At 37.6% G+C, this 18,355-nt stretch carries 21 protein-coding genes; 11 read left to right on the top strand and 10 right to left on the bottom strand.

What is annotated here, in order from left to right; translation table 11 throughout:
• Positions 1–22: 22 nt before the first annotated feature.
• Complete coding sequence (locus AC6H0V_RS14305; protein ID WP_497560871.1) at positions 23–1,480, bottom strand: DUF6600 domain-containing protein; 1,458 nt, start codon at positions 1,478–1,480, stop codon at positions 23–25.
• Positions 1,481–1,774: 294 nt separating this feature from the next.
• On the opposite strand from AC6H0V_RS14305, the gene AC6H0V_RS14310 reads away from it, so the two are divergent.
• A complete protein-coding gene (locus tag AC6H0V_RS14310) occupies positions 1,775–2,485 on the top strand; it encodes an SAM-dependent methyltransferase (protein ID WP_497560872.1) in 711 nt (236 codons plus the stop codon).
• A 109-nt stretch (positions 2,486–2,594) separates the two neighbouring features.
• On the opposite strand, the gene nadD is transcribed toward AC6H0V_RS14310, so the two are convergent.
• The 5 genes from nadD to AC6H0V_RS14335 all read right to left on the bottom strand — a co-directional run bounded on the left by nadD (position 2,595) and on the right by AC6H0V_RS14335 (position 5,831).
• Positions 2,595–3,209: a nicotinate (nicotinamide) nucleotide adenylyltransferase gene (nadD, locus tag AC6H0V_RS14315; protein WP_497560873.1), complete on the bottom strand. Its 615-nt coding sequence runs from the start codon at positions 3,207–3,209 to the stop codon at positions 2,595–2,597.
• 12 nt (positions 3,210–3,221) lie between these two features.
• Positions 3,222–3,386 (bottom strand): hypothetical protein, encoded by a 165-nt coding sequence (locus AC6H0V_RS14320; RefSeq protein ID WP_497560874.1) that lies wholly within the window; start codon positions 3,384–3,386, stop codon positions 3,222–3,224.
• Between the two features lie 111 nt (positions 3,387–3,497).
• Positions 3,498–4,073: a guanylate kinase gene (gene gmk / locus AC6H0V_RS14325; protein WP_497560875.1), complete on the bottom strand. Its 576-nt coding sequence runs from the start codon at positions 4,071–4,073 to the stop codon at positions 3,498–3,500.
• Between the two features lie 70 nt (positions 4,074–4,143).
• Positions 4,144–5,007: a YicC/YloC family endoribonuclease gene (locus tag AC6H0V_RS14330; protein ID WP_497563386.1), complete on the bottom strand. Its 864-nt coding sequence runs from the start codon at positions 5,005–5,007 to the stop codon at positions 4,144–4,146.
• 77 nt (positions 5,008–5,084) lie between these two features.
• A complete protein-coding gene (locus AC6H0V_RS14335; RefSeq protein ID WP_497560876.1) occupies positions 5,085–5,831 on the bottom strand; it encodes a lysophospholipid acyltransferase family protein in 747 nt (248 codons plus the stop codon).
• Between the two features lie 71 nt (positions 5,832–5,902).
• Here AC6H0V_RS14335 and AC6H0V_RS14340 point away from each other — a divergent pair, with 71 nt between their 5' ends.
• Entirely contained in the window at positions 5,903–6,613 is a 711-nt protein-coding gene (locus AC6H0V_RS14340; protein WP_497560877.1) for a hypothetical protein, read from the top strand.
• 42 nt (positions 6,614–6,655) lie between these two features.
• On the opposite strand, the gene AC6H0V_RS14345 is transcribed toward AC6H0V_RS14340, so the two are convergent.
• The 4 genes from AC6H0V_RS14345 to AC6H0V_RS14360 form a co-directional block, all read right to left on the bottom strand.
• Positions 6,656–7,135 carry a hypothetical protein gene (locus tag AC6H0V_RS14345; RefSeq protein WP_497560878.1) on the bottom strand — a complete coding sequence of 160 codons (480 nt, stop codon included), beginning with the start codon at positions 7,133–7,135 and terminating at the stop codon, positions 6,656–6,658.
• Positions 7,136–7,199: 64 nt separating this feature from the next.
• Positions 7,200–7,928, bottom strand: coding sequence for a ribonuclease III (gene rnc, locus AC6H0V_RS14350; protein ID WP_497560879.1), 729 nt, complete (start codon positions 7,926–7,928; stop codon positions 7,200–7,202).
• Between the two features lie 78 nt (positions 7,929–8,006).
• Positions 8,007–9,260, bottom strand: coding sequence for a beta-ketoacyl-ACP synthase II (fabF, locus tag AC6H0V_RS14355; protein ID WP_497560880.1), 1,254 nt, complete (start codon positions 9,258–9,260; stop codon positions 8,007–8,009).
• A 27-nt stretch (positions 9,261–9,287) separates the two neighbouring features.
• Positions 9,288–9,524 carry an acyl carrier protein gene (locus AC6H0V_RS14360; RefSeq protein ID WP_008508386.1) on the bottom strand — a complete coding sequence of 79 codons (237 nt, stop codon included), beginning with the start codon at positions 9,522–9,524 and terminating at the stop codon, positions 9,288–9,290.
• Between the two features lie 158 nt (positions 9,525–9,682).
• Here AC6H0V_RS14360 and AC6H0V_RS14365 point away from each other — a divergent pair, with 158 nt between their 5' ends.
• The 9 genes from AC6H0V_RS14365 (at position 9,683) to AC6H0V_RS14405 (ending at position 18,318) form a co-directional block, all read left to right on the top strand.
• Complete coding sequence (locus AC6H0V_RS14365) at positions 9,683–10,102, top strand: IPExxxVDY family protein (protein ID WP_497560881.1); 420 nt, start codon at positions 9,683–9,685, stop codon at positions 10,100–10,102.
• Positions 10,103–10,322: 220 nt separating this feature from the next.
• Positions 10,323–11,753 (top strand): pyruvate kinase, encoded by a 1,431-nt coding sequence (pyk, locus tag AC6H0V_RS14370; RefSeq protein ID WP_497560882.1) that lies wholly within the window; start codon positions 10,323–10,325, stop codon positions 11,751–11,753.
• A gap of 222 nt (positions 11,754–11,975) precedes the next feature.
• Entirely contained in the window at positions 11,976–12,467 is a 492-nt protein-coding gene (locus AC6H0V_RS14375; RefSeq protein WP_497560883.1) for a Crp/Fnr family transcriptional regulator, read from the top strand.
• Between the two features lie 68 nt (positions 12,468–12,535).
• Entirely contained in the window at positions 12,536–12,901 is a 366-nt protein-coding gene (locus AC6H0V_RS14380) for a glyoxalase superfamily protein (RefSeq protein WP_497560884.1), read from the top strand.
• Between the two features lie 7 nt (positions 12,902–12,908).
• The gene (locus AC6H0V_RS14385; protein ID WP_497560885.1) at positions 12,909–13,754 is read left to right on the top strand and encodes an SAM-dependent methyltransferase; all 846 of its coding nucleotides are present in this window, start codon (positions 12,909–12,911) and stop codon (positions 13,752–13,754) included.
• Positions 13,755–13,833: 79 nt separating this feature from the next.
• The gene (locus AC6H0V_RS14390; protein WP_497560886.1) at positions 13,834–14,400 is read left to right on the top strand and encodes a hypothetical protein; all 567 of its coding nucleotides are present in this window, start codon (positions 13,834–13,836) and stop codon (positions 14,398–14,400) included.
• Between the two features lie 111 nt (positions 14,401–14,511).
• Positions 14,512–15,981: a TlpA family protein disulfide reductase gene (locus tag AC6H0V_RS14395; RefSeq protein WP_497560887.1), complete on the top strand. Its 1,470-nt coding sequence runs from the start codon at positions 14,512–14,514 to the stop codon at positions 15,979–15,981.
• A complete protein-coding gene (locus AC6H0V_RS14400) occupies positions 15,978–17,627 on the top strand; it encodes a sensor histidine kinase (RefSeq protein ID WP_497560888.1) in 1,650 nt (549 codons plus the stop codon). Before AC6H0V_RS14395 ends, AC6H0V_RS14400 begins: the two co-directional genes overlap by 4 nt.
• Before the next feature lie 4 nt (positions 17,628–17,631).
• Positions 17,632–18,318, top strand: a complete 687-nt coding sequence (locus AC6H0V_RS14405; RefSeq protein WP_497560889.1) for a response regulator transcription factor — start codon at positions 17,632–17,634, stop codon at positions 18,316–18,318.
• Positions 18,319–18,355: the final 37 nt, after the last annotated feature.

Raw genomic sequence — 18,355 nt, forward strand, 5'->3', positions numbered from 1 at the left:
TCAATTCATAACTCCTAACTCTCTATCCTCTTCCTGGTCTGCCACCAGCACCTTCTCTACCACCACCCCTATTGCTCTCACTGCCGCCAGAGCTTCTTTGTTGTGGTTGAGCTTGTTGAACAGGTTGCTGACGCTCTACTCTCTGTTGTTGAGGTTGAGCTTCCCTTTGCTGTGGACGTTCGGCTCTCTGTTGCGGAGCTTGTTGTTGCACAGGTTGACGTTCTACACGTTGAGGTTGGGCTTGTTGAGGCACCTCTCTAGTGCGTTCTACCCTTTGTTGTTGTGGTTGTGATTGCCCTTGTTGAACCTCTCTACTTCTCTCCACTCTACGTTGTTCTGGTTGAGCCTGAGGTTGAGTAGTATTGCGTTCTACCCTAGGCTGACTTCCATTACTGTTGCCATTATCACGATCTCTAATCACACTAGGCCTTTGATTTACAACACCTGCGTTATCTGCATTTGGAGGTGCTACCCCCATTCCACCACGGTTATCTCTACCTTGGGATGGATTTGCCGAGTTATCGTTTCTAGAAGGACGGTTGTTTCCATTATTATCTCTAGAATCAGAAGTATTGCCTTGAACACCATTATTTCCATTCCTATTATCACCACGGTTACCTTGATAACCACTATTGTTATTACGGCTATCTCCACGGTTTCCGGCCACATTGTTATCTCTGCCTACAACACCGCGATTAATATTTCCTTGTACGGGGTTTCTTGGGGCTGGATTGCTGTTGTTCGCATACCTATCCGAACGAGGCTGATAAATATTAACCCTGTTGTTCTCGATTCTGGATCCCGGACTATGGCTTCTGTTAACCGAATAAACATTTACACGTTGATTGGTTTGACGTCTGATGTCATCTATCCTTGGGCCAGTATAATAGGTTCTATTATTGTGAACATAGGTGTTATTGATAATTACCGTATTTTGAATATAAACCCTATTTCTTCCATAGTTATAACGAGGATAGTTGTTATAATAGATGTTGCTATATGGAATAAAGTTCCAGCACATATCTGGTATCCTATACCCGCCCCTACCTATATTGATCCCAATACTTATACTTGGACCTAATGGAGCCCAACCATAATTTCCACCGCCACTTCTCCAACTTACCCAAGCTGGTCCCCAAACTGTATCCGGTAACCAAATCCATTGGTTATACCTATTGTACACCCATCTACCGTAGTGGAAAGGCGCCCAACCCCAGTCGTAATTACTTACCCAAGTATTACCATATTCTGTCATAGCCCAACGGCCATTTGTATAATAGGGCCTAAACTCATCTTGGTCTACATCCGGTCGCCAGACATAACCGTATTGAGGATCTTGGATCCATGTACCGTAAGGAGATAATTCATCGTAGAACGATTGCAAAGAAACATCTTCGTCTTGCGCCGATGCTTTTTGTGTGGTTCCGACAAGCAGGAGCATGAGCCCCAGCATAAATGCCGATTTCATCATGATTTTCATTTTGTGTGTGTTTTAAATTTATAATTAACCTAACGCTTTATATATATCAATTTGAACTCCATTTTTAACAAAGGATTAATCGCGAGCAACGAATCTTTGTTATTATTCTACTTTAACGCATTTAATTACAATTAAGTGTTTAATTTGCTATTCTATTCAGTGCTAATGATGTGTAATAAATAAGTCGGACAGAACTAAATTTGCTACATAGTAATATAGCCACCACAGAAACCTAAGCTTGATCAGCATGCTGAGGTGGGAGAAAAACCGTACTTTTGTAGTTCAAATTTTATTATGCAAAGAGGTACCCTATTTTTAATCCCTGTTCCATTGGCAGAAAATGCGTCCAATAAATCATATACCCCTTTTTTGGTCGATACGATAAACGCCATTAAAACCTATATCGTAGAAAATGAAAAAACTGCGAGAAGATTTTTAAAAGAAGCCGGACTAAAAACTCCCCAAAGTGAACTTCTTATTCATGATTTTGGCAAACATAAAAGAGGAAATTCTTTGGTCCCCTATTTTACGCAATTAATGTCGGGCATAGATGTAGGCCTAATGAGTGAGGCGGGCTGCCCTGGCGTTGCAGATCCGGGTGCCGAAATTGTTTCTGAAGCCCACAAACGTGGGATAAAAGTAGTGCCACTGGTTGGTCCTAATTCAATGATTCAGGCTTTAATGTCATCGGGCTTTAGTGGTCAGAGCTTTGCTTTTCATGGCTATTTGCCTATTGATAAGGTTGAAAGGGCTAAACGGATCAAAGAATTGGAAGTACTAGCCGAAAAAAATAAACAAACGCAATTGTTTATGGAAACCCCATTTCGAAACAATCACCTGCTAGAAGACGTATTGAAAAACTGTGCAGGAAATACCCAGTTGTGCATCGCTTGCAACATCAATGGCGAAAATGAGTACATTAAAACACAAGCGATAGGTGTATGGAGAGGGGAAAGAATAGATCTTCATAAGAAACCAACCGTGTTTTTGTTGTATAAGGGTTAGGATCAAACCTCGTCCGCGTTTGCAACGCGGATGCTTGAGGTTAGCGATTTAATCGCCTGTTAATTTCTTTATGCATATTGCATCCAGTTGCAAACTCAGACGAGTTCTTTTATCTGTACATATTTTTTTTCTCCATAAACTCCAATACTTTATCAGGAACGAAAAACTGAACATTCTTCTTGTCCTTTATCGCTTTGCGGATAAATGTGGAAGATATTTCCATTTGCGGTGTATCGGTAAAAGTAATCGACGGATGATTTACCCACTCCCTTATATCAGCACCCGGCCTGGGGTAAATATACAGTTGGTAGTTTTTAAGCAGAATTTCGTAGTTCTTCCATTTTATTAAGGAAGCGAGGTTATCGGCCCCCATAATTAACACAAATTCTTTCTCTGGATATTTCTCGTGGAGATAAGTTAACGTATCTATCGTATATGAGGGTTGTGGAAGCTTAAATTCAATATCGCTTATTTTAAGCTGTGGCGAATTTTCTGTTGCCAATTTCGCCATCTCCAGCCGATCGTACATATTGGCCAAGCTACTTTTATTTTTAAGCGGATTATGAGGAGAAACGATAAGCCAAACTTCTTTTAAAGCCGAAAATGTTGCCATGTAATTGGCTATAACCAAGTGGCCGATATGAATAGGATTAAATGAACCGAAGAAGAGTCCAATTTGCTGTTTTCGGTTTTCAGTATCCAGTTTAGGGCTTTCCGTTGGCATTACAGTGAGTTTTCAGTTATCAGATTTAGTGACGCCATATTTTTCAGGGTGATTGATCATATGGTTTAAAAGTTTTCCAATTTCATCAGTCTTATCAGAAAGGTTTATATAAATTTCTTTAGGAATAGTTACAATCAAAGGCAAACTTGAGCCATCCTTTTGTTTCAAATCACCCATATCATAAATATAAGTCATTATGAATCTAAACCTCAAATTTGTTTAGCTTAAACCTGGTTATTATCTTTTGAATCCAAAACTGTTATCCCGATAGCTATCGGGAGAAAATTGCTAACTGTTAACTTTTAGGAAATCCCCAACCAACTTCTCGGCATCTATACAAGCGGTTTGCAGGTCAAAATTCTTTAATATCACGTCAAACTTATCTGCATAAAGCAGTTCCTTCTCTGCTTTTACAAAGCGTTCCTGTAACTTTTCCGGGCTATCAGTTCCGCGACCGGTTAAACGTTCTTTCAATACTTCCAAAGATGGGGGCTGAACAAAAATAGCCAGCGCATCATCTTCATATTTCCTTTTCAAACGTAAACCGCCTTCTACATCAATATCAAAAATTACATGTTTTCCTTCGTTCCAGATGCGTTCTATTTCTGATCTTAGCGTTCCGTAAAAAGTTCCACTATATACCTCCTCAAATTCTACAAACTCTTGGCGGGCAACTTTATGCAAAAAATCTTCCTTTGTTATAAAATAATAATCGTCTTTATGTTTCTCGCTACCCCTCGAATCGCGGGTAGTGGCCGAAATAGAAAAGCTAAGTTGTGGAAACCGCTTCAACAGGTGCCTAACAATGGTAGTTTTGCCAGCTCCTGATGGCGCAGAAAATATGATGAGTTTGCCTTCTTGCATGTGTAAGTTTGCATAGGGCATAGAGCAGGGGGCGAGGTGTGCGTTCGCACTCCATGCTCCACGCTCTATGCTATAAAACGTTTAACAGTTGTTCCTTAATTTTTTCTAATTCTTCTTTCATTCCAACAACTAACTGCTGTATTTGAGCATCATTGGCTTTTGCACCCATGGTATTAATCTCTCTTCCTATTTCCTGTGAGATAAAACCTAGTTTTTTACCGTTGGCATCCTTACTTTTTAAGGTGGCCATAAAATAATCACAGTGACTTTTCAATCGCGTTTTCTCTTCGGTAATATCAAGTTTGTCGATATAATAGATCAATTCTTGCTCAAAACGGTTCTGATCTACATTCACCTTCCCTATAGCTTCTTCTAAAAACTGCGTTAACCTAGCCTTTACCTGTGGCACCCTTAAAGGCGCAAGTTGATCTATTTGGTCAAAAAAGTCGAGGATATTTTGAATTCTCAGCTCTAGGTCTGCTCTTAAAACAGCCCCTTCATCCGCTCTAAATTGATTAAAATTTGCAAGCGCTCTAGTAAAGGTCTCGTGCAGATTTTCCCAATCATTTTCACCTACTTCTTCTTCCGTGTAGGTAATTACTTCTGGAAAATTCAAGGCAGTTTGAAGCAGATTTGCACTGTTTGCCCCTAACGAAGCATTAATTTCCTCAAGTTGCTTATAATAACGGGTTAATAAGGTTGCATTTATTGATGCGCCTTTTTGGTTGTCGTCGCTCCTCTCAATGTTAATCGCAACGTTTACCTTGCCGCGCTCTATTTCTTTGCTGCAGGTATTGCGCAATAGCAGTTCTTTGTCAGAATATGCTCTGGGCAACTTTAAATTCAACTCTAGAAATTTAGAGTTCAACGATTTAATTTCTACTACAAATTTAACGTGTTCATCATCTGTAGTAGCCAAGCCAAAGCCTGTCATTGATTTTATCATGTGCAAAGATAACAAAATGTCCCGAGTCTTGCGCATGGCGTTAAGCGTTTTGCACCACCAATCGCTCAACGCTCAACGCTATATCTCAAAATTGCCTCCTCCATCAAATCAAACACCTTTTGTTTTAATTGGGGCAAATCATCTATCAATAAACCCTTCACATCCACTGGTGTGATAAAGACAGTTTTGATTATACCGGGATGGGCTTTTAACGGGCTAATCCTTGGCAATAATTCTCGATTATTGATCATTACGAAGGGCATTAATGGCGTTTGGGTTTCTATCGCAATCCTAAAGGCCCCGTCGTAAAATTCGCTCAAAGCTGCATCACTTTTATTCATTGTTCCCTCTGGAAAAATTAAAATTGAGGCTCCATTAACGATATCTTTTTTTAAAGTTGCTACCGATTGTTCCCTGCTTTCCTTGCTGCTTCGATCTATCAGCACAACTATCCGTTTATAAATTGTGCCAAAGATGGGTACTTGGGTCATTTCAACCTTTCCTAGCGGACTAAAATATTGAGGGATACTAATGCAAACCGCAATGGCATCTAGATAGGAACCATGATTGCCCACATAGATATGCGGTAGATTTCGATTAACCAAATTCTTGTTAATTGTTTTAACCCAGAAGAAAGAAGTTAAACTAAAGCCCCATGCCCATGCCCTTAGCAATACCAGTATGATACGTTTTCCCGAAGCCTTTGGAAAAATAGCGGAAGCCAACAAAACAAAAGGCAACACAATGAGCATCAATGAAATAAAAATTAATGCCGCATATAATAAATAGATGGCTGCTAAAACTTTCCTCATTTATTAACGTTTTTTAACTTAATTGCTTCACAAACAATTGTAAGTTTACAAATTAAATCATTTACACACTAATGAGCACTCTTCGTTTCATTTTTTTGAGCTCTCTTTTCTGCTTAGTGCTATTGGCCAATAAGGCTTCGGCTCAAAAAGAGTTTATTTTAAATGGAGTAATTATAAATAATGACACTAAACTTCGCCTTGCTTTAGCTGAGATTACCAATAAACGAGCAGGTTATAGTGTAGGGAGTAATGATATAGGGCTCTTTCAAATTAAAGCGGCCGTAGGAGATACGCTCCTAATTGTGAAACGGGGATTTAACGATAAAGAAATAGTGGTTTCTTCCACCAAAGATGTTGTTGTTTATGTAAACCGGGGAATCACATTAAATGAAGTAGTGATTAATGGGTACAACAAAAAGCAGGAATTAGATGATATTAAAAAAGATTTTAAGGCCAAGGGATCATTCTATGCAGGTAAGCCACCTCTCTTAGCTTTTATCTTTCACCCCTTAACTGCACTATACGAAACGTTTGGCCGTACACCTAACAATGCACGTCGGTTTAATAATTATTATGTAACAGAGTTACAGCAAACCCAAATTGATCAATATTTTAACCGTACGTTAATCACCGAACAAACGGGCCTGCAGGGAAAAGAATTGGATAATTTTATGATCAACTACCGTCCCGACTACGAAAAGGCAAAAAATTGGACTGTGTATGATGGAACAAAGTGGATTAAGGATTCGTTTAAGAAATACAGTGATACTGCGAAGAGGTAGAACGTTTGCGTATAGCGACTAGCTTAAGAACAATGTCTTTAACTATTTTGAAGTGATTAAAACCCCTTTAATTAAAGATTTTTCTATTTTAATTATTTTCTTCACGAATGATTTATCATTTTTACTTCGATATAAATAGGCGGTGACCGTTAGATGTGAATTTGTTAAAGAATTTATGAAAATTTCTTTGATGAATTCTTCTGGATTACTCGTATTAATCAAATTCTGCTCATACAACGACCCATGGTCTACATAAACTTTCCAGTTTTCTTTAAAGGGGGTTACCTTACAGTCAATAATCAAATCAACCTGATCATTCTTAGAAAGATAACTTCTAACTTGCAATTCTTTAGCTAAAGTATCAGTGGCTGATGATTTGAAATCCAGTCTAATTTCCCTCCCAATAATAGAGCTGTCGAGTGATGAGAGTGGTAGATAGCGAATATTCCATGCGCCTTGGCCATACGAAAGGCTGCAAAAGAATGTTAAACCCAGCATGCAAGTAAATTTAAATAAATTCATTCTTACCTTGATTTTCAGTGTTCGAACAATGTATTCAATCTTATTATGCAATACGCACACGCTCCTAAATCGCTAGAGACTCACAGGCCTTTTCTGCGGCCAATTTCTCTGCGTTCTTCTTGTTGTAGTCCCTTCCAATCCCATGGTTTTCGTTATCAACAATAGCATGGATAGTAAATAGTTTAATACTTTCTCCTTCACCATTTTCTACCATATCGAAAGAAATATCCTTACCATGGCGTTGGCACCATTCAATCAGTTTACTTTTGAAATTGGTCTCGGTCATTTCGAGCGTATGGATATCGATATAAGGTTTAACAATTCTACTAAGAAGAAAGCTCTTCGTGAAATTATATCCTTTATCTAGGTAAATAGCGCCAATTAGTGCTTCAAATGCATCCCCAAGCATAGAATGATGCTTGGATTGTACGTTTACCGTCTTTTGATCAAACACAATCAATTGATCAAAGCCCATTTTGCGGGCAAGCTGATTTAGATTAGCTCTATTTACGATTTTTGAGCGCATTTCTGTCAAAAAGCCCTCTTCTTTATATGGATAGCTCTTAAACAGAAGTTCGGCAATTACTGAACCTAAAATGGCATCCCCTAAAAACTCTAAACGTTCATTACTGCTTCGACTTCCATTTTTTAAGACTTTAGCCACAGAGCGATGCCTGAATGCCATTTTATAAAGAACAACATTACCAGGTACGAAACCTAGTATATTCTTTAGTTTTTTAACAAACTCTTTATTTGGCGAAAAGTAAAGCTTATATAAATTGAATAATGGCATTAAATTTTGCTACAAAAAATGAAGGGCAAACACGTATATATCATAAAGATACAAATAGCTATAAAAATAGTTTTAAGGTTATTCCTCGTATTTTTTGAAAATAACAGATGCATTATGACCACCAAATCCAAAGGTATTGCTTTGTGCAGCACGAATGGTGCGTTTTTGAGCCTTGTTAAATGTAAAATTTAATTTTGGATCAAATTCTGGGTCGTCTGTAAAGTGATTGATTGTTGGAGGAACAATATCATTTTTTACAGCAAGGATGGTAGCAATAGCTTCAATAGCTCCTGCGGCACCCAATAAATGGCCTGTCATTGATTTTGTAGAACTGATATTCAATTTATAGGCATCTTCGCCAAATAAATCTACAATTGCCCTACTTTCGCTTATGTCTCCAAGTGGAGTAGAAGTACCATGAACATTGATATAATCGATGTCTGCAGTAGTTAATTTAGCGTCTCTCAGTGCATTTGTCATTACCATTCTTGCGCCTAATCCTTGTGGATGGGGAGCGGTAATGTGATTGGCATCGGCGCTCATGCCGCCACCAACAATTTCAGCATAAATTTTGGCTCCTCGGGCTTTTGCGTGTTCCAGTTCTTCCAAAATAATCGTTCCTGCACCTTCGCCGGCAACAAATCCCTCGCGGTCTTTATCAAAGGGGCGTGATGCCGTTTTAGGATCATCATTTCGGGTAGAGAGGGCATGCATAGCATTAAATCCGCCAATACCTGCTTCGTTAATAATCGCTTCTGAACCACCGCTTATAATAATGTCTGCAATATCCAAACGGATATAGTTAAAGGCATCAATCATGGCATTGGTTGAAGAAGCACACGCAGAAACCGTGGCAAAATTTGGTCCGCGCAATCCATATTTAATGGAAATATGTCCGGGAACAATATCTATAATTACTTTAGGAATAAAGAAAGGATTGATCCTTGGAGTACCATCGCCTAAAAAGAAATTTTTCATTTCTTCTTGAAAGGTCTTAAATCCACCTATACCCGATCCCCAGATCACACCAACACGGTTGGTATCAATCTTTTCCCAATCATAACCTCCGTCTGCTACTGCTTCGGCAGTTGCCACTAAGGCATATTGCACAAATGGATCCAGTTTACGGGCTTCCTTTTTATCCAGGTGATCTTCTGGATTAAAATTCGTTAGCTCGCAAGCAAATTTTGTTTTGAACTTTTCAGTATCAAAACCTGTAATTGGCCCAGCACCGCTCACACCATTGATTAATCCTTCCCAAAATTCTTGGGTTGTATTACCAATTGGAGTGAGCGCACCTAAACCTGTAACTACTACTCTTTTTAGTTCCATTTATACGTATTGTACGGGAAGCGTATCTTACTTAACGTTTTTTTCTAAATAAGCAATTGCTTGACCAACAGTACCGATTGTTTCAGCCTGATCGTCAGGAATTGCAACATTGAATTCTTTTTCGAATTCCATAATCAATTCTACAGTATCCAGAGAATCCGCACCTAAGTCGTTAGTGAAAGAAGCTTCTGGCGTAACTTCGCTTTCATCCACACCTAGTTTTTCTACAATGATAGCCTTAACTCTTGAAGCAATATCAGACATAATTTTATAATTTAATGGTTAAATAATTCTGTGCAAAGAAAAATAAAATTCTAACACTTTTCAAATGTTTTTATTTCTCAATCAATTTTAATCTTTTTATTTCAAACTTAATGTAAAATTAGTTTTATAATTTCGTAATTCTAATAAAATATTCCGTTTTGAACAAAACTTATTTAAAACTCTCGTTAGACCTTGATTTTGTTTTAATAGCCATTACGGCATCTCTTAAAGATTATATACTTTGTCATAAAATAAATAAAAACCTTGAATTCGACTTCGAAAAGACTGATGATCACGAGGTTTATTACAACATTGATGAAGCCCCGCTCTCATTTTCCAGGTTTTATTATTTTGTAGAACAAGGTGAAATTGAATATTATCTAGTTAACAATCGAAATCCCGAAGGGTTTTTAATTCCTGAAATGAACAAGGTCGACTTTTTCATGATCATTCATCAATACATAGACAAGGAAGATCTTAATTTTATTTTAACAGGGCTTAACAAACTTGCTGATATCCAGGTTGCTGCACAGATTGATCCGCTCAAATTAAAATCGAAAGAGAACCTGGTAATGTAAATTTTATATTGTTCGTGTATAAAATACACTATATTTGAATCTGATTAAAAGTGAAACTCATTACAAACAATAAGATTACAACGGCGTTATTTTTAATGTACTCTCCATTTTTATCATTCAAAAAAATATAAATGAACCTGTTATCTGATATTATCATAAACCTTAAATGATAGTTTTGCATTGCAGATCCATCTGACCACTAAAAAATAAAAAACAACAGATGAAACCTTTTCATTCCAGAACAAAGATAGTAGCTACCTTAGGCCCAGCATCAGCCAAACCAGACGTTTTATATAGTATGTTTAATGCGGGATTGGATGTATGTCGCCTTAATTTCTCTCATGGGTCTCAGGCCGACCATCAAGAAGTACTAGATACCATCAGAAGTATTAACAAGAAATATAAATACAATGTAGGCATCCTCGCCGATTTACAAGGTCCAAAAATTAGGATTGGTACCGTAAAAGATGGAGGAATCCATTTGGTAAACGGCAAGAGAACTGTAATCACTACCAAAGAATGTGTTGGAAGTGAGGAAAGGATCTACATTACTTACGAAAACTTCCCCCAAGACGTTAAAGCTGGCGAAATTATTCTCTTAGATGATGGGAAACTGCAGATGCGTGTAATCGAAACCAATTATAAAGACGAGGTAGTTTGTGAAATTGTACACGGTGGCATATTAACTTCGAGAAAAGGGGTTAATTTACCTAATACCAAAGTATCTATCCCCTCTCTAACCATCGAAGATCGTAAAAACCTTGAGTTTGTATTAGAAAATGATGTAGAATGGATCGGCCTATCCTTTGTGCGTAATGCCGAAGATATCACCGAGCTAAAAGATATCATCAAAGCGAGGGGCAAAACTGCAAGAGTAGTTGCCAAGATTGAAAAGCCTGAGGCCATCGCAAATATAGATGCAATTATTGCCGTATCGGATGCCATCATGGTTGCCCGGGGAGATTTAGGGGTAGAAATGCCCATGGAAGAAGTGCCTCTTTTGCAAAAGATGATTGTAAAAAAGTGTAGGGCGGCCTCGAAACCTGTTATTATCGCTACGCAAATGCTCGAAAGCATGATCACCACCCCTCGTCCAACACGTGCTGAGGTTAATGATGTGGCAAACTCTGTTTTAGATGGAGCTGATGCGGTAATGTTAAGTGGAGAAACTTCTGTTGGTGAGTTTCCATTGATCGTAATCGAAACCATGCAAAAAATCATTAATAACATTGAAGAAAATAACTATCCTTTCCACGTAGAGAAGTTTTTAAATAAGGATGTGAGAAGTTTCTTGAGCGATGCGGTTTGCGATTCAGCGTGTTTCCTCTCTAAACAGACTAGTGCTGTGGGAATTGTATCAATGACATTGAGTGGTTATACCGCCTTCGAAATTTCTAGTCATAGACCAAAAGCGCCCATATTTATCTTTACCAGTAACGAAACACTGCTCAATACCCTCAGTCTAATTTGGGGAGTAAGAGGATTCTTCTACGATAAATTTGAAAGTACGGATGATACCATCACTGATGTGAATGATGTACTTAAAAAGTATAAATTAATCAAAAAAGGTGATGTAATTATCAACACCGCAGCCATCCCATTGCAGGTTAAAGGTAAAACCAATATGATTAAGGTAACCGTAATCGATTAATATCCCTGTTGTTTACCATATAAGACATATAAGTTGCTCTCTACTTAAATGTTCTTATATGGGTTATTAATTTATAACCATTTTAGTGCCTTAACATAAAGTTTACGGCATTTTCTTTTAAAAAGATTTAAGTTTATTTTACCTTCATTTTTCGATAATAGCCATATGATTTCTGTTGAGGAGCAATCACGGGTAAAGAACGCTTGGAAGCCTTATAAATCCATGTGGCATCCGCTTTCTGTACCTACCAAAACCATACTATTAAAGGAGGGCGCCTATTCAAATCAGCTTTTTAAAGTGATAAAGGGTTCTATCAGGGTTTGGTTTAACCACGATGGGAAAGAAATCAGTTTTCAGTTCTTCTTCGAGGGCGATGTAGTTTGCTCTGTAGAGAGTTTCAGAAAGCAATTGCCTAGCATGTTCAATATCGAAACCATTGAGCCTTGCGAACTGGTGTGGATCAGTAAAAAAGATCTGGATAAGGTGGTAGAAGAAAGTGCTTTTCTTAACAAATACATGATGGATTGGGCAGTTGATCGGCAATCTGAATTCATCAGGCATTTCTTTTCCTTTCTAAAAGATATGCCACAACAGCGCTATGAAAATCTGCTCAGAAACAAACCCGAAATCATTAAACGAATCCCATTGCAATATATCGCTTCTTATTTGGGTATCACCCCAGTTTCACTAAGTAGGATTAGAAACAAGATCTAGTTTATTTCTTTACAATTGTTAAGTAGCTTTAACTTACAATTACAGAAGTTTGGATAAATCTTAAGATAATGAGCAAAGCAATTCCAGTATCACGTGTATTCGATTACGCTAAAACGATCGAATTTTATATAGATTGGCTAGGGGGCACTATTGTGTGGGAACATATAGAGACCAACGTTCCATTTTATATGCAGATTTCCTTGCATGGAGCAACAATCAACCTCTCACAGCATCATGGCGACTGCAGTCCGGGTGCATTAACGCTATTGGAGGGGTGCAAAAACTTAAAAGATTATCATCAACAACTGTTAGCAAAGCAGTACACATTTATGAGACCTGGATTGGATAAAGTAGATTGGGCCAAAGATACGATCAGCATAACCGTTATTGATCCATTCTATAACCGAATAATCTTTACTGAAAAATTAACATAACCTCACTATGAAAAAAGATAGCGGAAGTGCTACCGCCGTGGGCGTAGCGATGTTAAGAGCAGTTCATCAGTTAATAGATGGAGAAGAAAAACTGTTAGACGATCCTATATCCCTAAAGCTTGTACCTGAAGAGTGGGTAGCCTATGCGTTGGAGAACCGCTTTCGCTATTATGATCCAGTTTCTCTAGCATTGCGCACCCATGTCGTATTACGAAGTAGGTATGCTGAGGATTGCCTAGCAGAAGCATACAAAAGAGGAGTTAAACAGTTTATAATTTTGGGAGCTGGTTTAGATACTTTTGCTTATCGACAACCAGAATGGGCGAGAGGCATGAAAATTGTAGAAGCGGATCATCCCGCTAGCCAGAAAGAAAAAATAGCAATCTTAAATGAAGCACAAATTGCCATTCCGGAAAATGTATCTTTTGCTAAAATAGATCTGGAAAAGGATGATTTAACATTGGCCTTAAGATCATCGCTTAATCTTGAAGAGCCTATTTTTATCTCTTGCTTAGGGGTACTCGTTTATTTGAGCAGGGCTAGCGTTGAGAAAATATTCAGCTTTGCTGGCCAATTATCGCCCGGGAGCGAGTTTGTATTTACAATTTCGAACCAACGGGATAGCGAAAACTTAACGGTAACTGCCGAAAGTGTCGCAGCGGCGGGAGAGCCTTGGATTACCCATTTTAATATGGAAGAGTTGCCCCAGCAGCTTTATACTATGGGATTTGAGCAGGTGATATGCGAAACACCAGAAAATATAATCGCCAAATACTTTGAAGGATCAAAAATACAACTACCTGCACCAAAGAGAAATACACTGGTGAGGGCCATTAGATTAAAGGATTCGTAACATTTTGGCGAACAATAAATATCCTAAGGAATAGGCATCATGTTTGTGCATTTGTGGTACACACACAAATGAAATCATTATGAAAATTATGTTACTGGCCCTGCTTTTTCCAGTATTTTGCCATGCGCAGAATGAAAAAGCCACCACAATTAATGCTGTTTTTCAAGACAGTATCCCAAACACCTCCTTTTATCTAAAAGAAACCAGGGTTGTTTACCAAAAAGTTTTTCCGTCTAACCTGCCGCAAAAGCAACTCGCAGATCAGGTGTATCAACTTTTAAACAGTACCAAAGATTTTAAGTTCGACATGGATGGTATAACTAATGTAGGTTTTTATGGGCGCCTTTGTGAACACCATTTTGATGATGTAAGGTATAACACCACCGTTTTTAATGCGCCGATCTTATTAAATATACCTATAGATGCTATAGTAGTTGTTCAGGTAAAAGATTATAAATATCGGGTTACTATTTCAGAAATTACTTTTAAGTATAATGTCGATTTGTTTTTGGATAATGAAATAACACAACAAAAACGTAAATACTTTAACACCAATAAATCCAGTATAAAACTAGCTGGATTTTTGGATAAGGATTTTACCGATCTGTTTGAAGTAAAGAATTTGGCAACTAGTAGCGAATTTTAGTTTAGTCATCCGATTACTTAAGTCATCGGATGACTATATGTTAACGTTTCTTAATACGTTTTTATCTTCTCATAAACATCTTTAGTTTAGATTTAAATTAATCGATAGCTTATGAAAAGAATAGGAATGATACTTATTTTATGTGTAGCCATTCAACACTGTTTAGCGCAAAACAATCCTTTTAACGCAAAGGATAGTGTATTGATCAATGGAAAGGTCGAAGGTTTTAAATCTAGTCAAGAAAATCATTTTATCACCTTTTCTACTTATGATATCCTTGGGAGATCCACAGCTCGTGCAGTACAGTTAGCTAATGATGGGAGCTTTGGAGTAAAGCTATACCAAGCTTTTGAAGGAGATATACTACTTAATTACAAGGATGAATTTATCCCCCTCTATGTTAAACCTGCAGGAGCCATACGCTTAACAATTGTTGATTCGAAAGTTAATCATGCCAAGGGTAGTGAGGGCGCATTTGTGGCAAGTGGGACCCTGGAAGAAATCAACAACCTAATTTTCAAATTTGAGACGGCATTTAATCAACACCTGTTTAAGCTCAGCATAAATATGAGCGATAAAGCGCAAAGTGATAGTCTATTTGCTGCACAAACCATTAATGCACTCAACGAACAACTTGATTATCTAAATTTATATGTTAGAACGCACAACATAACCAATCAGACCTTTATTGATTGGCAACGTAATAAATTGCAGTATGCTGCAGGATGGGCGGTCTTATTTCATCCGTTTGCCGGCAAATTCAATATGGAGATCACGCAAAAACAATTGCTACACTTGGTAGATGCAATACCGATCAATAATCCTTCTGCTTTTAATACTTCTGCATATTATGGGTTTCTAAGAATTTTAGGGAGTGATCAGCAGATTATCTTTAACATTAATCCAATTTATCTTGCGGTTAAGAATGAACAACAGGGCAATACAGTACCTTTATCTCTTAATGAGATTGATAGCTATGCTAACGGTCTCACCAAAGAGGTTCTATACTATATTAATTATAAGCAAAGGGCCAGTAATCTGGCCGATCCGAACAGCTTTTGGGAACGTTTTGATGGCATAATTACAAACCCCTATTTAAAAGAGCAACTATTGGCAGGAAGAAGCATTGAAAATTTCAAATCCTTTGGTATCATTGATCGATTAAAAACACAAGAAATCAATGCCGTTTTAAAGCACAAGCTGATTGACCTTTTTTACAATTTCAAAGGCCAAAACCTGTATATTGATTTTTGGGGAGATTGGTGTGGGCCCTGTATGGGCGAAATGCCTGATTATCCGAAATTGATTGCTGCACTTAAAAATAAGCCTATCAAATTTGTATTTCTGTCGGCATTTACTACAAAGCAAAGCATGTTAGCCATCAAAGAAAAATATCAGATTAAGGGAGATTTTATCAACTTGAGCAAAGATGAAGTTGCCGTACTTAACAATGCCTTTGAGTTTCATAGCTACCCTACTCATTTTATCCTTAACACCAAAGGAAAAGTAATTTCACGGCCCAATAAGGGAGAACCCGCGCAGAGAATAAAAGAAATCGAAACCATATTATTGCAGCAATGATGAAAAATAATAGGGGATCACTTGTTCTATTGAGCATAATCTCAACGATCGGAATACTTATTTTTCAGATAAGTTGGCTAAAAAATAGTTATCAGGTTAGTAAAGAGAAAACTAAGATTGATGTAAACCAGCTTCTTGACAATGCGATAATTAAACATAAAGAACTGGTAGCGGATACGGTTAGAGATCTTTTAAAACAAGTACTTTTATCTCCTGCAGATTATGATTTTAGCATCATTGAATATTTCGGAAAAGATAGGGCTGCAATTGGCTATAGGTGTAAAGATCAATTTACAACGGCATGGCTTTCTTATACGGTATCGGCACAAGAGGCTAAAGAAATCGAAGAAGATCCTCAAGCCTTCCTCCTACAAAAAATAAACACCTCAGATCTCGATAAGTTAGAAACCATTTACTCAACTTTAATTGGTGTAGGCAGATATGTAATTGGTAGCAAAAAGGATAAAATTCAAGAGAAACTAATGCGCTGTTTTTATTATTCTCGTGATGTAAGTACTTTGAACAGGATCTTACAACAATTAGCACATAAGAATAGTCTAGATGGGGATTTAAGTGTGGTTTACTATCCAGACATTGATGTATTTGACAAAAAGCCCACTACAGTAGCAACAACGAAGCCTAAAAATGACGTAACCTCTAGCGAAGTCATTGAAGTACCAATAGCTAAAACCAAGAAAAACCTAACCGCAAGGTTAGATTCCTTAGAGGCCCATATTCAAAACCTGAACAATAAGAGTAAGCTGATCTATGTGGCAAAGCCACTAAATCATGATGCGCTTGCTTTTGAAATTAACCAACTTCCTTTACTAGTATTAACAGCAAAAATTCCTTCATCCTATCTGCTCAAGCAGATGATCTTTAGTATTATTGGTTCAACTGTCCTTTTATTATTGATTGGGTTTTGCTTAACCTTTATGCTCTACACCATTTTTAAGCAGAAAAAATTGGCTGATATCAAAGATGATTTTATTGGCAATGTTTCTCATGAATTAAAAACACCTGTAGCCACAACCCTGGCCGCCATACATGGGATGCGGTACTTTGGTGTATTAAACAATAAGGATAAGACAGATCAATACCTCCATACTGCAGCAAATGAAATGCAACGGCTTTCGCAAATGATAGATACCATTTTAAACAGTGCGATCTACGAACGAAGCACTTTTACTATCCAGCAGGTGAAATTTAATTTAAAAGAAATGTTGGAAGAGATAATTAATGTCCAGCAATTACATATCCAAAAAGACGTAAAAATCCACTTGAATTACCAAACAGATGAGGAAGTTTTTGCTGATAAGACCCATCTCCATAATGTTATTATTAATTTGATAGACAATGCGATTAAATATGGAAAAGAAAAAGTAACGATAGATATTTCTTGTGTTAACACCGAAAGCGGAATCAAAATTCATGTTAGCGATAATGGGATAGGCATTCCAACTCAGTATCAAAAAAATATCTTTGATAAGTTTTTTAGGGTTCCATCTCCAAATGACCATAGTATAAAAGGATATGGCTTAGGTTTAAGCTACGTTAGAAACATAGTGGAGAAACATAATGGAACAGTAAATTTAAGAAGTAGTAATGCCAATGGAAGCGTTTTCGAAATTAACTTACCTCAATAAAGTGATGCCCAAAGTTTTATTGGTTGAAGACGAGCAAGCACTTGGCCTCATTATAAAAGATAGCTTGGAAAGCCGCGGCTTTGAAGTAATCTACATCGCCGATGGCAGCTTAGCCTATGCTGCCTATATAAGCGAAAAACCTAGTATTTTAATATTAGACGTGATGCTTCCGTTAGAAAGCGGCATACAGATAGCCGTTAAGATCAGAATAGAGGATAAGCATACGCCAATCCTATTTTTAACTGCCCGTACGATGCCAAACGATGTGTTGAACGGTTATATGGCTGGGGGAAACGATTACCTCAAGAAGCCATTTGATATGGAGGAGCTTATAGTTAGGGTTAAGGTGCTTCTTAATCAAAACAGACTTTTTGAGGAGGAAAGCGATTTAGGAACGGGCACAGTTTCTATCGGGAAATATAGTTTTGATGTGATGCGATCTCAATTAAGCTATAATGGAATAGTTAAAAAGCTCACTTCAAGAGAAAGTGAGGTATTGAAGGTTTTATATCAAAACAGAAACCAGCTATTGGACCGAAAAGCATTTTTAATGCAGGTTTGGGGTAATGACGACTTTTTTAGCTCAAGGAGTTTGGATGTTTTTATCACCAAACTACGAAAACATTTACAGCAAGACCCCATGGTACAATTGATTAATCACAGGGGATTTGGGTATAAGTTAGTGTGCTAAATAACATGTGAAGTAGCGGCACCCATCAACATGCCTC

This window comes from Pedobacter sp. NO84 (assembly GCF_059703915.1).

What these genes read in the sequence shown, in the direction of transcription:
- AC6H0V_RS14395 (WP_497560887.1), top strand. Translation starts at nt 14,512, where the DNA reads ATGAAAAGAATAGGAATGATACTTATTTTATGTGTAGCCATTCAACAC.
- gmk (WP_497560875.1), bottom strand. Translation starts at nt 4,073, where the DNA reads ATGCAAGAAGGCAAACTCATCATATTTTCTGCGCCATCAGGAGCTGGC.
- AC6H0V_RS14330 (WP_497563386.1), bottom strand. Translation starts at nt 5,007, where the DNA reads ATGACAGGCTTTGGCTTGGCTACTACAGATGATGAACACGTTAAATTT.
- AC6H0V_RS14310 (WP_497560872.1), top strand. Translation starts at nt 1,775, where the DNA reads ATGCAAAGAGGTACCCTATTTTTAATCCCTGTTCCATTGGCAGAAAAT.
- fabF (WP_497560880.1), bottom strand. Translation starts at nt 9,260, where the DNA reads ATGGAACTAAAAAGAGTAGTAGTTACAGGTTTAGGTGCGCTCACTCCA.
- AC6H0V_RS14400 (WP_497560888.1), top strand. Translation starts at nt 15,978, where the DNA reads ATGATGAAAAATAATAGGGGATCACTTGTTCTATTGAGCATAATCTCA.
- AC6H0V_RS14320 (WP_497560874.1), bottom strand. Translation starts at nt 3,386, where the DNA reads ATGGGTGATTTGAAACAAAAGGATGGCTCAAGTTTGCCTTTGATTGTA.
- AC6H0V_RS14405 (WP_497560889.1), top strand. Translation starts at nt 17,632, where the DNA reads ATGCCCAAAGTTTTATTGGTTGAAGACGAGCAAGCACTTGGCCTCATT.
- AC6H0V_RS14305 (WP_497560871.1), bottom strand. Translation starts at nt 1,480, where the DNA reads ATGAAAATCATGATGAAATCGGCATTTATGCTGGGGCTCATGCTCCTG.
- AC6H0V_RS14345 (WP_497560878.1), bottom strand. Translation starts at nt 7,135, where the DNA reads ATGAATTTATTTAAATTTACTTGCATGCTGGGTTTAACATTCTTTTGC.
- AC6H0V_RS14385 (WP_497560885.1), top strand. Translation starts at nt 12,909, where the DNA reads ATGAAAAAAGATAGCGGAAGTGCTACCGCCGTGGGCGTAGCGATGTTA.
- pyk (WP_497560882.1), top strand. Translation starts at nt 10,323, where the DNA reads ATGAAACCTTTTCATTCCAGAACAAAGATAGTAGCTACCTTAGGCCCA.
- rnc (WP_497560879.1), bottom strand. Translation starts at nt 7,928, where the DNA reads ATGCCATTATTCAATTTATATAAGCTTTACTTTTCGCCAAATAAAGAG.
- nadD (WP_497560873.1), bottom strand. Translation starts at nt 3,209, where the DNA reads ATGCCAACGGAAAGCCCTAAACTGGATACTGAAAACCGAAAACAGCAA.
- AC6H0V_RS14340 (WP_497560877.1), top strand. Translation starts at nt 5,903, where the DNA reads ATGAGCACTCTTCGTTTCATTTTTTTGAGCTCTCTTTTCTGCTTAGTG.
- AC6H0V_RS14390 (WP_497560886.1), top strand. Translation starts at nt 13,834, where the DNA reads ATGAAAATTATGTTACTGGCCCTGCTTTTTCCAGTATTTTGCCATGCG.
- AC6H0V_RS14375 (WP_497560883.1), top strand. Translation starts at nt 11,976, where the DNA reads ATGTGGCATCCGCTTTCTGTACCTACCAAAACCATACTATTAAAGGAG.
- AC6H0V_RS14335 (WP_497560876.1), bottom strand. Translation starts at nt 5,831, where the DNA reads ATGAGGAAAGTTTTAGCAGCCATCTATTTATTATATGCGGCATTAATT.
- AC6H0V_RS14360 (WP_008508386.1), bottom strand. Translation starts at nt 9,524, where the DNA reads ATGTCTGATATTGCTTCAAGAGTTAAGGCTATCATTGTAGAAAAACTA.
- AC6H0V_RS14380 (WP_497560884.1), top strand. Translation starts at nt 12,536, where the DNA reads ATGAGCAAAGCAATTCCAGTATCACGTGTATTCGATTACGCTAAAACG.